Origin of the sequence: Pseudomonas sp. EYE_354 (genome assembly GCF_023148575.1) — a bacterium.
Taxonomy (GTDB): Bacteria; Pseudomonadota; Gammaproteobacteria; order Pseudomonadales; family Pseudomonadaceae; genus Aquipseudomonas.
In genome coordinates this window covers 169,996-185,511 of the sequence record NZ_JAHXNQ010000003.1, presented here as the reverse complement: position 1 = coordinate 185,511, position 15,516 = coordinate 169,996, and the positions used below count along the sequence as shown (strand labels likewise).

Below are 15,516 nucleotides of genomic sequence, written 5' to 3'. Positions count from 1 at the left end.
CTCAGTGAACCTCGACCACAGAGCCCTGCAACCGCTGCAACGCATCGTTGACCGGCTGGGGCAACAATTGGCGCATGCAGTTGTAATGGCCGAAACGGCAGGTGCGATCAAAGCACGGGCTGCAGTCCAGGCCCAGGCGCACCACTTCGACCTTGTCAGCCAACGGCGGCGTAAAGCCGGGCGAGGTGGAGCCGTATACCGCCACCAACGGGCGGTTCAACGCCGCCGCCACGTGCATCAGGCCGGAGTCGTTGGACACCACCGAATCGGCACAGGACAACAGGTCGATGGCCTCGGCCAGGGAGGTGTCGCCACTGAGGTTGACCGACTCTTCGCGCAGGCCGGGAATCAGACGCTGGCGGATCTCTTCACCCACCGGATGATCTTTTTTCGAGCCGAACAACCACACCTGCCAGCCTTCGCGAATCTTCATCTCGGCGACTTTGGCGTAGTGCTCGGCCGGCCAACGCTTGGACTCGCCAAACTCGGCACCGGGGCACAGCGCCAACACCGGGCGATCCAGGCTCAGACCGAATTTGGCCAGCGCCGCATCGCGGGTCACCGGGTCGATCTGCAGGCTCGGGCGCGGGTACGGCTCTGGCAGCTCGGCACCCGGCGCGTAGGCCAGGGCCATGAAGCGTTCGATCATCAGCGGGTAGCGGGTTTTGTCGAGCGTGCGCACGTCGTTGAGCAGCACGTAGCGAAACTCGCCGCGCCAGCCGGTGCGCTTGGGAATACCGGCAAAAAACGGCACCAGCGCCGACTTCAGCGAGTTGGGCAGCAGAATGGCCTGGTCATACCTGCCGGCCAGGGATTTACCGATGCGACGACGCGTTGCCAGTTCCAGGGCGCCATGGCCGAGCGGGAAGCTCAAGGCGTTGCGCACTTCGGGCATGCGTTCGAGGATCGGCCGGCTCCACTCAGGGGCGAGCACGTCGATCTGGCAGTCCGGGTGGCGCTGGCGCAGGCACTGGAACAGTGTCTGTGCCATCACCATGTCACCGACCCAACTGGGCCCAACGATCAGAATATTCATGTAGTTTCCACAAACGATGCGGGGAGGCTTATGCCTCCCCGCCCTAATAGTGTTTCAGCTCAACCCCAACGCCTGCCAGATGCGCGTCACCTGGCGCCGCTCGTCGGCAAACTGATCCCCGGAAACCGTCCCGGCCTCGTTTTGCAGGGCCTGGCGATGCGCGGCAGAACGGTAGGCCTTATACACCTCGCGCAGCAGATGGGCATCGGCGGCGGGCATAAGCCCCACCTGCTCCAAGCCTTCCAGAATGCGGATATTGTCGGTATAGCGCAGCAACGACGGATGCTGCGCAGACCACGCCAAAGCCGCGTATTGCACCATAAATTCAATATCGACGATACCTCCGGCGTCCTGCTTGAGGTCGAACGCCACCGTGGCCTCGAAGGCATTGGCGCCCGTGCCGGCCGCCGTCGCCTTGGTCCCCAGGTTGTCACGCATCTTGGCGCGCATCTCACTGACCTCCTGGCGCAGCGTGTCCAGGTCCCGTTCACACCCCAACACTTTAGCCCGTACCTGCTCGAATGCCCGACCCACATCCTGACTGCCTACCAGCACCCGCGCGCGAATCAGTGCCTGATGCTCCCATGTCCATGCTTCATTTTCTTGATAGCGCTCAAACGCCCCCAGGGAACTCACCAGCAAGCCGGAGGCGCCGGAAGGTCGCAGGCGCATATCCACTTCATACAACTGCCCGGAGTTGGTCTGGGTCGTGAGCAAGTGAATGATGCGCTGGCCCAGGCGCGTGAAGAACTGCGCGCCATCGATCGGCTTGGCGCCATCGGTTTCGGCCTGGGGGTCGCCATCGTGGATGAACACCAGGTCCAGGTCCGAACCATGCCCCAGTTCGATCCCGCCGACTTTCCCATAACCGACAATGATGAACCCAGGATCGCACAGCGTGCCGTCCAGCCGCTGCGGCGAACCGTGGCGTGCCACGGTCTGGCGCCAGGCCAGGGCCAGCACTTGTTCGAGGATGGCTTCGGCGAGCCAGGTCAGGTAGTCGCTGACTTTCATCAAGGGCAGGCTGCCGGCGATTTCCGAGGCCGCCACGCGCAGGCGGTGAGCGAGCTTGAAGTGGCGCAGGGCTTCCATCTGCTGCTCAAGGTCGTCTTCGGGGATGCGCGTGAGGCGCTCGCGCAGCTCGGCGGCCAGCTCCGGCGCCAGGGGCGGTTTGAACAAGCGCCCCTCGTTCAGCAGTTCGTCCAGCAGCAACGGGAAACGGGTGATCTGTTCGGCAATCCACGGGCTGGCGGCGCACAAGGTCAGCAGGCGGCGCAGGGCGTCGGGGTTTTCGGTGAGTAGCACCAGGTAAGCAGAGCGCCGGGCAACCGCCTCCACCAGCGGCAATACACGCTCCAGCACCAGGTCCGGGTTGGCGTGTTCGACGGCCTGGGCCAACAGGCGCGGGATAAACGCGTCCAGCCGCTCGCGACCAAGGCGCTGCATCGCGCGTAACTGCGGGCTGCTGCGCAAGCCGGCGAGGGCCTTGAGCGCCTTGGGCGCATCGCTGAAACCGCCTTCGGCCAATTGGCGGCAGGCGGCGTCGTCATCCTGGGACTCTTCCCACAACGGTAACCATTCCCCGCCGACAACAAGCTCGCTTTCGGCGCCCTCTTCTTCGTCTGGATCGGCGATCACCTGGCGGAAGTGCCAGTCCACGCGTCCACGCCAGTACATCAGGCGCTCATGGAACGCGGCCCAATCGGCAAACCCCAGCATAAAGGCAATACGCGCCTGGTCTGACGGGCTGTCGGGGAGCATTTGTGTCTGGCGGTCGGCAATCGCCTGGATCGCGTGCTCGGTGTAGCGCAGGAATTCGTAACCATTGCGCAACTCGGCGATCACCGCCGGCGGCAGGTAGCCCTGGCCTTCGAGGGTGCCGAGCACCTTGAGCAGCGGGCGTTGTTGCAGGCTGAGGTCGCGGCCGCCGTGGATCAGTTGGAATGCCTGGGCGATAAATTCCACCTCGCGGATGCCGCCCGAGCCCAGCTTGATGTTGTCGGCCATGCCCTTGCGTCGCACTTCCTGCTGGATCAGCTGCTTCATGGTGCGCAGCGCTTCAATCGCGGAGAAGTCCAGGTATCGCCGATAGACGAACGGCCGCAGCATATCCAGCAACTGTGCACCAGCCATCTGGTCACCGGCGACCACACGTGCCTTGATCATGGCGTAGCGTTCCCAGTCGCGGCCCTGGTCCTGGTAGTACTGCTCCAGCGCATTGAAACTGAGCACCAGCGCGCCGGCCGAACCGTAGGGGCGCAGGCGCATGTCGACGCGGAACACGAAGCCGTCGACGGTCATCGGGTCGAGGGCCTTGATCAGTTTTTGACCCAGCCGGATGAAAAATTCCTGGTTGTCCAGGGCGCGCTTCACGCCCACCGTCTCGCCGCCCTCGGGATAGGCGAAGATCAGGTCGATATCGGACGACAGGTTCAGTTCCACCGCGCCGAGTTTGCCCATGCCGAGAATGACCATGTGCTGCGGTTCGCCAGTGCGCCGGCCGGTGGGCGTGCCGAACTGCGTGCAGTGACGCTGATACAGCCACTGGTAGGCCTGGTCGATGCTCGCGTCGGCCATATCGGACAGGTCGCGGCAGGTCTGCACCAGATCGGCCTGGCGCGTGAGGTCGCGCCAGATAATGCGTACTTGCTGGCGCGTGCGCTGGCGACGCAAGACGCGGCCCAGCTCATCTTCTGTTTCGGCCTGCTGCACCGCACCGGCGATTTGCCCGCACAGCTCGCCCGGCGCAAAGTCGCGATCCAGCTCGCCCAGGGCGGCCAGTTCGAGCAACATCAAAGGGTCACGAACAGCCTGTTCAATGACAAAATCACTGGCGGCGCACACGCGGGCGAAATCGGCCCAGCGTTGCGGCGTCCACGTAGAAAGGCCATGATCGTCGTCCAGCGCGGCTACGGCGTCACGAAATGACTGCTCGGCGCGCTGGGCGATGGGCAAGAGAATGGCCGGCAATTCGGCCAGCGTTGGAAAGCTCATGGTCTATCCTTGTTCGGCGCGTGAATGGCGGGTTGCGGTGAACGCGAGAACCACGCTTGATGAAGGACTGTCGAACAAAGGTTATAAATAGCTGAAAATTTATAATTTTTGGCAGGCAACATTAAACTTCTACCTTTTCTTGTTCGCAAAAGATCAACAATAACGATTATGCTCACCAGCCAGACCGAGCAATCCGCTCAGTCTTGTGTAGTTTTACTACTCGTATATACATTCGAAAGGCTGAAATGGCCGACGATTTGTAGTAAAACTACAGGACGCCGAAGCAACCTTCGGCCATCCAAGAATTTATGTCGTCTGCCCACAAGGCCAGTCGCAAACTTCAGGCAACCGATTCTGGTAGCCTTTCCGCCCTGGAGCAAGCCATGCAAGACCTCGATCCCGTCGAAACCCAGGAATGGCTGGACGCCCTGGAATCGGTTCTCGACAAAGAAGGCGAAGACCGTGCTCACTACCTGATGACCCGTATGGGCGAACTCGCGACCCGCAGCGGCTCGCAACTGCCCTACGCCATCACCACGCCATACCGCAACACCATCCCCGTTACCCACGAAGCACGCATGCCTGGCGACCTGTTCATGGAACGCCGCATTCGCTCGCTGGTACGTTGGAACGCCATGGCGATGGTAATGCGCACGAACTTGAAAGATTCGGACCTGGGCGGTCACATCTCCAGCTTCGCTTCCAGCGCAACCCTGTATGACATCGGCTTCAACTACTTCTTCCAGGCCCCGACCGACGAACACGGCGGCGACCTGATCTACTTCCAGGGCCACACCTCGCCAGGCGTTTACGCCCGTGCGTTCATGGAAGGTCGCATCAGCGAAGAACAAATGAACAACTTCCGCCAGGAAGTCGACGGTCAGGGCCTGTCGTCCTACCCGCACCCTTGGCTGATGCCTGACTTCTGGCAGTTCCCGACCGTTTCCATGGGTCTGGGCCCGATCCAGGCGATCTACCAGGCACGCTTCATGAAATACCTGGAAGCCCGTGGCTTCATTCCTGAAGGTAAGCAGAAAGTCTGGTGCTTCCTGGGCGACGGCGAGTGCGACGAGCCGGAATCCCTGGGCGCCATCTCCCTGGCCGGCCGCGAGAAGCTGGACAACCTGATCTTCGTCATCAACTGCAACCTGCAGCGCCTCGACGGCCCGGTTCGCGGCAACGGCAAGATCATCCAGGAACTCGAAGGCGTGTTCCGCGGTGCTCAGTGGAACGTGACCAAAGTCATCTGGGGCCGCTTCTGGGACCCACTGCTGGCCAAGGACGTCGACGGTATCCTGCAACGTCGCATGGACGCAGTCATCGACGGCGAGTACCAGAACTACAAGGCCAAAGACGGCGCGTTCGTGCGTGAACACTTCTTCAACACGCCTGAACTCAAGGCGATGGTTGCAGACCTGTCCGACGACGAGATCTGGAAACTCAACCGTGGCGGCCACGACCCGTACAAGGTCTACGCGGCTTACCACGAAGCGGTGAACCACAAAGAACAACCGACCGTGATCCTGGCCAAGACCATCAAGGGTTATGGCACCGGTGCCGGCGAAGCGAAGAACACCGCGCACAACACCAAGAAAGTCGACGTCGACAGCCTGAAGTTGTTCCGCGACCGTTTCGACATCCCGGTCAAGGACGAAGAACTGGAGAACCTGCCGTTCTTCAAGCCGGAGCCAAACAGCGCCGAAGCGCGCTACCTGGCCGAGCGTCGCACTGCACTGGGCGGTTTCGTACCCCAGCGCCGCGCCAACAGCTTTGCCGTACCAACCCCGGACCTGAGCACCCTCAAGGCCATTCTGGACGGCTCGGGCGACCGTGAAATCTCCACCACCATGGCCTTCGTGCGGATCCTCGCGCAGCTGGTCAAGGACAAGGACATCGGCCCGCGCATCGTACCGATCATCCCGGACGAAGCCCGCACCTTCGGTATGGAAGGCATGTTCCGTCAGTTGGGCATCTACTCCTCCGTCGGCCAGCTCTACGAGCCAGTCGATAAAGACCAGGTGATGTTCTACAAGGAAGACAAGAAGGGCCAGATTCTCGAAGAAGGCATCAACGAAGCGGGCGCCATGAGTTCCTTCATTGCTGCCGGTACTTCGTACTCCAGCCACAACCAGCCAATGCTGCCGTTCTACATCTTCTACTCGATGTTCGGCTTCCAGCGTATCGGCGACCTGGCTTGGGCAGCAGGCGACAGCCGTACCCGTGGCTTCCTGATCGGCGGCACCGCCGGCCGTACCACGCTGAACGGCGAAGGCCTGCAACACGAAGACGGTCACAGTCACATCCTGGCTGCCACCATCCCGAACTGCCGCACCTTTGATCCAACCTACGGCTACGAGCTGGCGGTGATCATCCAGGACGGCATGAAGAAGATGACCGAAGAGCAGCAGGACGTTTTCTACTACATCACCGTGATGAACGAGTCCTACCAGCAGCCAGCCATGCCGGCAGGCGTGGAAGAAGGCATCATCAAGGGCATGTACCTGCTCGAAGAAGACACCAAGGAAGCAGCGCATCACGTGCAACTGATGGGCTCCGGCACCATCCTGCGTGAAGTGCGCGAAGCGGCGAAGATCCTGCGTGACGAGTTCAACGTCGGCGCCGACGTGTGGAGCGTGACCAGCTTCAACGAACTGCGTCGCGACGGCCTGGCCGTAGAGCGCAGCAACCGCCTGCACCCTGGCCAGAAGCCAGCCAAGAGCTACGTCGAAGAGTGCCTGGCCGGCCGTAAAGGTCCAGTCATTGCCTCTACCGACTACATGAAACTGTTTGCTGAACAAATTCGCCAGTGGGTCCCGTCCAAGGAATTCAAAGTCCTGGGCACCGACGGTTTCGGCCGCAGTGACAGCCGTAAGAAGCTGCGTCACTTCTTCGAAGTCGACCGTCACTTCGTGGTGTTGGCAGCCCTGGAAGCCTTGGCTGACCGTGGTGAGATCGAACCCAAGGTGGTGGCCGACGCCATCGTCAAGTTCGGGATCAACCCGGAAAAACGCAACCCACTGGACTGCTGAGGAGATTTTTTGTGAGCGAACTCATTCGCGTACCTGACATCGGCAGCGGTGAAGGTGAAGTAATCGAGCTGTTTGTGAAGGTCGGCGACAAAGTCGAAGCCGACCAGAGCATCCTGACCCTGGAGTCGGACAAGGCGAGCATGGAAATCCCTGCTCCCAAGGCCGGCGTGGTCAAGAGCCTGAAAGTGAAGCTGGGCGACCGCCTGAAAGAAGGCGACGAACTGCTGGAGCTGGAAATCGAAGGTGCCGCTGATGCGGCCCCTGCGGCTGCGCCTGCTGCCGCTGCCGCACCTGCGCCTGCCGCTGAAAAGCCTGCCGCCGCTGCCGAGGCGCCTGCCGCCCCGGCCGCTGCACCCGCCGCCGCTTCTGTGCAGGACATTCATGTTCCGGACATCGGTTCGTCGGGCAAGGCCAAGATCATCGAGCTGCTGGTCAAGGTCGGCGACACCGTCGAAGCCGATCAGTCGCTGATCACCCTGGAGTCCGACAAGGCCTCCATGGAAATCCCTTCGCCGGCTGCCGGTGTGGTGGAAAGCATCGCAGTCAAACTGGAAGACGAAGTCGGCACCGGTGACTTCATCCTCAAGCTGAAAGTGCAAGGCGCTGCCCCTGCTGCTCCCGCACCGGCTGCCGCGCCTGCTGCACAAGCAGAAACTGCTCCGGCCGCTGCCGCCCCGGCACCGGCTGCAAAAGCCGAACCTGCTGCCGCCCCTGCAGTTGCCGCACCGGCGCCAAGCGGGGCCAAGGTTCACGCAGGCCCGGCCGTGCGTCAGCTGGCCCGTGAATTCGGCGTCGAACTCAGCGCTGTGTCGGCCACCGGCCCGCACGGTCGCGTGCTGAAGGAAGACGTGCAGGCGTACGTCAAAGCCATGATGCAGAAAGCCAAGGAAGCTCCGGCGTCCGGCGCTGCAACGGGCGGCTCGGGCATTCCGCCGATTCGTACCGTGGACTTCAGCCGCTTCGGCGAAACCGAAGAAGTGCCGATGACCCGCCTGATGCAAATCGGCGCGGCAGGTCTGCACGCCAGCTGGCTGAACATCCCGCACGTGACTCAGTTCGACCAGGCCGACATCACCGACCTGGAAGCTTTCCGCGTTGCGCAGAAAGCCGTGGCCGAGAAGGCCGGCGTGAAGCTGACCGTGCTGCCACTGCTGCTCAAAGCCTGTGCGCACCTGCTCAAGGAACTGCCGGACTTCAACAGTTCGCTGGCGCCAAGCGGTAAAGCGATCATTCGCAAGAAGTACGTGCACATCGGCTTTGCGGTCGATACCCCGGACGGCCTGCTGGTACCGGTCATCAAGAATGTCGACCAGAAGAGCCTGCTGCAACTGGCTGCCGAAGCAGCTGCACTGGCTGCCAAGGCCCGCGACAAGAAGCTCACCCCGGACGACATGCAGGGCGCTTGCTTCACCATCTCCAGCCTCGGGCACATTGGCGGTACAGGCTTCACGCCAATCGTCAACGCGCCGGAAGTGGCGATCCTGGGTGTCTCCAAGGCCACCATCCAGCCAGTCTGGGACGGTAAAGCGTTCCAGCCGAAGCTGATGCTGCCGCTGTCGCTGTCCTACGATCACCGAGTGATCAACGGCGCGGCCGCTGCACGCTTTACCCAGCGTCTGAGCCAGTTGCTGAACGACATTCGCACCATCTTGCTGTAAGCCAGAGCAGGTCTCCCCTTCACCGGGGAGGCCTGGCTCAACCGATTTCCGAGCGCCACGCTCGTACCTCAACCCCGTCAATTTGGCGGGGCTTTTTTTGCTTTTCTGTACATATAGGACAGGTTTGTACACCTTCTGTCAGCGCACCTACAGAAATCCCTCGTGCTGCCGATAACACCCTTATAGCACTTAGCCTTCATCCTCTCTTGTCAGTCTGTGCTGCATGATGCAACCTTGCCGCAGGCAACAGAAAAGAGGGCGCGAGCCCGGCGCCGTGTGCGTTATTTCAAGTGAGTTCCCCCCATGAAAAGCCAACCCGATGTCGCCCGAATGGCGGCCGAGGTAGTGACGCAGTTACCGGTGCCTTCGCGCCTCGGTATGCTGCGTTTCGAGCGGCTTAATGAGGCAAGCTGGTCCCTGCTTTACCTCGACCCCAACTGCGAGCGCCAATTCGGCCTGCCGGCGGTCGAGCTGTGCGCCTTGCTCGGCACCCCCTATGCCAGCCTGATGGAACCCCAGGCGCGTTATCAACTGCACGACACCATCCAGCAGCAACTGACCCAGAGCCCTCATTACCTGGTGCGCTATACCCTGCACACCAGCGACGGCCCCCTGAGCCTGCTGGAAATGGGCGAGGCCTACAAACAACACAATCGCCATCTGCTGCGGGGCTACCTGATGGTGGTGGATGGCCTGTTCAGCGAAATCGCGCCCACCGCGCCAACGGCAGACCTGGAGAACCAGAACAGTCGCCTGCAAATCGCCCTGGAGCTCAACCAGCGCGCGCAGCAGGAACAGCTGCAGCACCTGGAGCGGGTGAGCGCCCAACAGGCGTTGATCCTGCTGCTGGCCCGCCAACGCTACACCGCCAATAACTCATTGCAAGAAGCGGCCGAGCTGATTACCCGCAGTGCCTGCGACATCTACCAACTCGACTGCGCCAGCATCTGGAACCTCGAAGGCCAGCGCCTGGTGCCAATCTCGGCCTATCACCGCGGCGACCAGAAGCACTATCTGCCCGAACCCATCGATGCCAGTTGTTTCCCGGATTACCTGGAAGCCTTGCACACCAGCCGTGCCATCGACGCCAACAATGCCATGCGCGATCCGCGCACCCGCGAAATGGCCGAGAATCTGCGCGCCAAAGATATCCATGCCATGCTCGATGCGAGTATCCGCGTCGATGGCCAAGTGGTCGGCGTGCTCTGTCTGGAGCAGGGCGGCAGCTCGCGCGTGTGGCAGGCCGACGAGATCGCCTTTGCCGGTGAGCTGGCAGACCAGTTCGCGCAAGTGATCAACAATCACAACCGCCGTACCGCCACCAACGCCCTGCATCTGTTTCAGCGCGCGGTGGAGCAAAGCGCCAACGCCTTTTTGCTGGTCAATTGCGACGGCGTGGTGGAGTACGTCAACCCCAGCTTTACCGCGATCACCCAGTACAGCGCCGAAGAGGTCCACGGTCATCGCCTGGCGCAATTACCGGCGCTGGAGAACCTCAGCGAATTGCTCTTTGACGCGCCGTCGAGCCTGGCCAAGAGCAACAGTTGGCAGGGCGAATTCAAAAGCCGGCGCAAAAACCTCGAACCCTATTGGGGCCAGTTGTCGATCTCCAAGGTGTACGGCGACAACCGTGAACTGACGCACTACATCGGCATCTACGAAGACATCACCCAGACCAAGCTGGCGCAGCAGCGCATCGAGCGCCTGGCCTACACCGACAACCTGACCAATCTGGGCAACCGTCCGGCGTTTATCCGCAACCTCGACGAACGCTTTGCCCGCGACAGCGACAGCCCGATCAGCCTGCTGCTGGTGGACATCGACAATTTCAAGCGCATCAACGACAGCCTCGGCCACCAGACCGGCGACAAACTGCTGATCAGCCTGGCGCGGCGCCTGCGCAACAGCCTCAGTGCCGGCGGTAGCCTGGCGCGCTTTGCCAGTAACGAATTTGCGGTGTTGCTCGACGACACCGATCTGGAGAGCGGCCAACAGGTCGCCAGCCAACTGCTTGCAACGCTCGACAAGCCGATGTTCGTCGACAACCAGTTGATCAGCGTCACAGGCTCCGTGGGCCTGGCCTGCGCGCCCCTGCATGGTCGCGACCCGCAAACCCTGATGCGCAACGCCGGCCTTGCGCTGCATAAAGCCAAGGCCAACGGCAAACACCAGGTGCAGGTATTCACCGAAGCGCTCAACGCCGAAGCCAGCTACAAGCTGTTCGTGGAAAACAACCTGCGCCGCGCCCTGACCCAGAACGAACTGGATGTGTTCTACCAACCCAAGCTGTGCCTGCGGAGCGGGCGCTTGCTGGGCATGGAAGCGCTGTTGCGCTGGAACCATCCGGAAAAGGGCATGATCCGCCCCGATCAGTTCATCAGCGTGGCCGAAGAGACCGGGCTGATCATCCCCATCGGCAAATGGATTGCACGCCAGGCCTGCCGTATGAGCAAACAACTGAGCGCGGCCGGCATGGGCAACCTGCAGGTGGCCATCAACCTGTCGCCCAAGCAGTTCTCCGACCCGGACCTGGTGGCCTCGATCGCCACCATCCTCAAGGAAGAGCAGTTGCCGGCCAACCTGCTCGAACTGGAGCTGACCGAAGGCCTGCTGCTGGAAGCCACTGAAGACACGCGCCTGCAACTGGACCAGCTCAAGAGCTTCGGCCTGACGCTGGCCATGGACGACTTCGGCACCGGCTACTCGTCGCTGAGCTACCTGAAAAAATTCCCCATCGACATCATCAAGATCGATCGCAGCTTTATCCACGAGATCCCGGACAACCAGGACGACATGGAAATCACCTCGGCCGTGATCGCCATGGCCCACAACCTCAAGCTCAAGGTGGTGGCCGAAGGCATCGAAACCGCCGAACAACTGGCGTTCCTGCGCCGGCACCGTTGCGACGTGGGTCAGGGCTACCTGTTCGACCGACCAATCCCCGGTGCAGAGCTGTTGACGATGCTCAAACGCTACCCGCGTGGGCCGATCGCCTGACATCCGCGTAACACTCGGGCACACTGGCTGTCTGAATCTTTACCGCTAACTCAACCTGACGAGAGGACTGTTCATGGTCTTGCGCTCGGAAATTCTGGTGAACAAAAACGTGCTGCCTACTCAAGAACAAGCGTTGCCGGGTCGTGAAACTCCTATGACCCTGCCGGAGACGCACTTCGTCAACGGCAACCCATTGCTGGGCCCGTTCCTCGACGACGTCGGCTTTGCGATCTTCGGCCTGGGTTGCTTCTGGGGTGCGGAGCGCAAGTTCTGGCAGCGCGATGGCGTGGTCAGCACCGTGGTCGGTTACGCCGGCGGTTTCACGCCGAACCCGACGTACGAAGAAGTCTGCTCGGGCCTGACCGGCCACAGCGAAGTGGTGCTGGTGGTGTATGACCAGGCCAAGGTGAAATACGAAGACCTGCTGAAGATGTTCTGGGAATTGCACAACCCGACCCAGGGCATGCGCCAGGGCAACGACATCGGCACCCAATACCGTTCGGTGATTTATGCCACCACGCCTGAGCAATTGGACGCGGCGAAGGCCAGTGCCGAGGCGTATCAGCAAGCGCTGAACAAGGCTGACCTGGGCACGATCACCACTGAAATTGCAGAAGCCCCGACGGTGTACTTCGCCGAGGCGTATCACCAGCAGTACCTGGCAAAGAACCCGCAGGGCTACTGCGGGATCGGTGGTACCGGCGTGACGTGTCCGATCTGAGGATCGGAGCTTTGAGTTTCAAGCTGCAAGTAAGCGCTGGAACGCTTTTCTTGCAGCTTGTAGCTTGCAACTACTCAGCAATGAGCCAATCCATCTGCCACCCGCCCTGCGTCTGACCAAGCTTCTTGGACAGCCACGGCAGCAACTCGCGCAACTCTTCCTCCAAGCCCCACGGCGGGTTGGCAATCGCCAGGCCCGAGCCAGTCAGGGTATTGGGCGTGTCCAACGGATGCACCAGCAGTTCCACGCGTAACAGTTTCGGCGCGCCGGTACCGGCCAGGTCCTGATAGAAGCGACGCAGCATGCGCTGATCTTTTACCGGGTACCAAATGGCCGCAACGGTCTGGCGCATGCGGCTGACCGCTTCCTTTAGGGAGGCGGCACAGCGCTGCATTTCATCGAGCTTTTCGAACGGCGGGTCGATCAGCATCAAGGCGCGTTTTTCCGGCACCGGCAGCAGGGCACGCGGTACATGCCAGCCTTCGCCCAAGTGCACCTTGACCCGACGGTCCCCCTTCATATTGTCCTTGAGCAACACGCCGTCTTCCGGGTGTTTCTCATTAAGCAACACGCGGTCCTGCGGACGTGTGAGGCGCCGGGCCAGTTCCGGTGAGCCGGGGTAGTAACGCAGCTGGCCATCCGGATTCATCTCATGCAGCACGCGCATGTAATCGGCGGTCAATGGCGGCAGATCGTTTTCGCCCCACAGGCGCGCAATGCCCTCCAGGTACTCACCGGTGCGGTTGGCCTGGTCGCCTTGCAGGTCGTACAAACCGATCCCGGCATGGGTGTCGAGGTAGGCGAACGGCTGCTCCTTGCGCGACATCAGGGCGATGAGGCGGGTCAAGGTCAGGTGTTTGAAGACATCGGCGTGGTTGCCGGCGTGAAAGGCGTGACGATAATTCATGGTTGCTCCTGCGCAGGGGGCGAAGTTTACCTTCTACACAGGCAAAGGTGCAGGGCTGCGTGTCGGGTGCTGCTTATGCCGTAAACGCAGGACGCAGGCTGAAAAAAATCTAAATGCTGACGCCAGGGCGGATTTATTGTGGCGGTCCACATCTCCAGGGAGGTCAATAACAATCATGAAAGACGCCACCATCGCGCTGCACCACGGCTTCAAGTCGGATCCAACCACCAAAGCCGTCGCGGTGCCGATCTACCAGAACGTCGCCTTCGAATTCGATAATGCCCAGCACGGCGCCGACCTGTTTAACCTTGACGTGCCCGGCAATATCTACACGCGCATCATGAACCCCACCAACGATGTGCTGGAGCAACGCCTGGCCGCCCTCGAAGGCGGGATTGCGGCCCTGGCCGTATCGGCCGGCAGCGCGGCGATCCACTACGCGATCCAGACCCTCACCCGCGCCGGCGACAACATCGTCACCACCCCGCAACTCTATGGCGGCACCTACACGCTGTTCGCCCACTTGCTGCCGAGCTTTGGTGTCGATGTGCGCTTTGCCAGGGACGACTCTGCCGCCGCCATTGCCGAGCTGATCGACGGGAACACCAAGCTGGTGTACTGCGAAAGCATCGGCAATCCGGCAGGCAACATCATCGACATTCAGGCCCTGGCGGACGTCGCCCATGCCCATGGCGTGCCACTGATGGTGGACAACACCGTGGCCACACCGATCCTGTGCAAACCGATCCAGTTCGGCGCCGACATCGTTGTGCACTCGGTCACTAAATACATCGGCGGCCATGGCAACTCCCTGGGCGGTGTGATCGTCGACAGCGGCACCTTCCCCTGGACCCAACACCCGGAGAAATTCCCCGGCCTCAACAATCCTGAGCCGGCCTATCACGGCGTGGTCTACACCGAAAAATTCGGCCCCGCCGCCTTCATCGCCCGCGCCCGTACCGTGCCGCTGCGCAACACCGGCGCAGCGCTGGCACCGATGAACGCCTTCCTGCTGCTGCAAGGCCTGGAAACCCTGGCTTTGCGCATGGAACGCCACACCGAAAACGCCCTGAAAGTCGCGCAGTTTCTACAACGTCATGCCGAGGTGGAATGGGTCAGCTACGCCGGGCTTGCAGACCATCCGCATCACGCCTTGGCGCACAAATACATGGGAGGCAAACCGTCAGCCATCCTGTCATTTGGCTTGAAGGGCGGCTACGAGGCCGGTGTGCGCTTCTACGACGCGCTGCAAATCTTCAAGCGTCTGGTGAACATCGGCGACGCCAAGTCCCTGGCCTGCCACCCCGCGTCCACCACCCATCGGCAGATGAACGAGCAGGAGCAGGCCAAAGCCGGCGTGAAGCCGGAGATGATCCGGCTCTCAGTAGGCATCGAGGCGATTGAGGACCTCATCGACGATTTGCAACAGGCGCTCGGCTCAACTGAGCTCTGAGGCCAGGTAATCGGCCAGCGCTTCATGGCTGACGTCCGCCCCACGGGCGAAATAGGCGACCTTGTGCCGCAAGGTCGCCGGCGAGAACGCAGCGTGGAGATCCGGGCGCTGTTCTTCGAGCCACTGCAGCAGATTGTCGATCAAGGTTTGCGGTGATTGCTCGGCGAGGTATGTCAGCAGCGGCGCAGGCACTCGCCACCAGGGGCTCGCTTTGGCAGTCGCGACCGGCGTGGTCGCCACCGTGAGCGGCTGAGCATTGATCAGGTAACGCTGGAACACCGGCAATACAGCCCCCGCCTCGCCCCCCAGTTTCTGCACCATTGGCAGAAACTGAGCGCCATCCCAGAAGCGCAAAAACACAGCCTGCCCATCAGGGAGCAGCACCTTGGTCATGCCTTGCAGGTGAGCAACCACGGTATCCAGCGGGCTGGAAGATACCGCCAGCCAGCCCCAGTCCGTGAATTCAGTAGCTGCCACCCAATCGAGAAATCCGTTGCCGGTCTCAACAATACCCACGTAAGGCAGGACCTCATCCCACTCTGCATAAGCCGTCTGCGCCCAGACCGAACGGAGTGTCGTTGTCGTTGACGTCGCCGCGGCTTGCCATGCGGCAAGCGCTCCGGCGTCGCTGGCACTGCTCAGCACCACAAACAGTTGCTCGTCGGGAAGCAGAGGCGAATGTGCGAACCAGGCGCTGGGGGTCATGGGTTGAGGCATCAAA

General features: G+C 61.5%; 9 protein-coding genes. 5 read left to right on the top strand and 4 right to left on the bottom strand.

Annotation, left to right across the window (positions count from 1 at the left end; all coding sequences use genetic code 11):
* Window position 1: 1 nt before the first annotated feature.
* Window positions 2-1,036 carry a lipopolysaccharide heptosyltransferase II gene (gene waaF, locus KZX66_RS05460; RefSeq protein WP_248077292.1) on the bottom strand — a complete coding sequence of 345 codons (1,035 nt, stop codon included), beginning with the start codon at window positions 1,034-1,036 and terminating at the stop codon, window positions 2-4.
* A 54-nt stretch (window positions 1,037-1,090) separates the two neighbouring features.
* On the bottom strand, window positions 1,091-4,030 hold the full coding sequence (gene glnE, locus KZX66_RS05455) for a bifunctional [glutamate--ammonia ligase]-adenylyl-L-tyrosine phosphorylase/[glutamate--ammonia-ligase] adenylyltransferase (RefSeq protein ID WP_248077290.1): 2,940 nt from the start codon (window positions 4,028-4,030) through the stop codon (window positions 1,091-1,093).
* Window positions 4,031-4,413: 383 nt separating this feature from the next.
* Between glnE and aceE the strand changes: the two genes are divergently transcribed.
* The 4 genes from aceE to msrA all read left to right on the top strand — a co-directional run bounded on the left by aceE (window position 4,414) and on the right by msrA (window position 12,435).
* Window positions 4,414-7,059, top strand: coding sequence for a pyruvate dehydrogenase (acetyl-transferring), homodimeric type (gene aceE / locus KZX66_RS05450; RefSeq protein WP_248077289.1), 2,646 nt, complete (start codon window positions 4,414-4,416; stop codon window positions 7,057-7,059).
* Window positions 7,060-7,070: 11 nt separating this feature from the next.
* Window positions 7,071-8,717 carry a dihydrolipoyllysine-residue acetyltransferase gene (gene aceF, locus KZX66_RS05445; protein WP_248077288.1) on the top strand — a complete coding sequence of 549 codons (1,647 nt, stop codon included), beginning with the start codon at window positions 7,071-7,073 and terminating at the stop codon, window positions 8,715-8,717.
* Between the two features lie 303 nt (window positions 8,718-9,020).
* Window positions 9,021-11,714: a GGDEF and EAL domain-containing protein gene (locus KZX66_RS05440; RefSeq protein WP_248077286.1), complete on the top strand. Its 2,694-nt coding sequence runs from the start codon at window positions 9,021-9,023 to the stop codon at window positions 11,712-11,714.
* 73 nt (window positions 11,715-11,787) lie between these two features.
* Entirely contained in the window at window positions 11,788-12,435 is a 648-nt protein-coding gene (msrA, locus tag KZX66_RS05435) for a peptide-methionine (S)-S-oxide reductase MsrA (RefSeq protein WP_248077283.1), read from the top strand.
* Window positions 12,436-12,505: 70 nt separating this feature from the next.
* On the opposite strand, the gene rlmJ is transcribed toward msrA, so the two are convergent.
* On the bottom strand, window positions 12,506-13,342 hold the full coding sequence (rlmJ, locus tag KZX66_RS05430; protein WP_071482710.1) for a 23S rRNA (adenine(2030)-N(6))-methyltransferase RlmJ: 837 nt from the start codon (window positions 13,340-13,342) through the stop codon (window positions 12,506-12,508).
* A gap of 175 nt (window positions 13,343-13,517) precedes the next feature.
* Between rlmJ and KZX66_RS05425 the strand changes: the two genes are divergently transcribed.
* The gene (locus KZX66_RS05425) at window positions 13,518-14,795 is read left to right on the top strand and encodes an aminotransferase class V-fold PLP-dependent enzyme (RefSeq protein WP_248077281.1); all 1,278 of its coding nucleotides are present in this window, start codon (window positions 13,518-13,520) and stop codon (window positions 14,793-14,795) included.
* Here KZX66_RS05425 and KZX66_RS05420 read toward each other — a convergent pair.
* Complete coding sequence (locus KZX66_RS05420) at window positions 14,781-15,512, bottom strand: DUF4123 domain-containing protein (RefSeq protein ID WP_248077279.1); 732 nt, start codon at window positions 15,510-15,512, stop codon at window positions 14,781-14,783. The two genes, KZX66_RS05425 and KZX66_RS05420, sit on opposite strands and share 15 nt — an antisense overlap.
* Window positions 15,513-15,516: the final 4 nt, after the last annotated feature.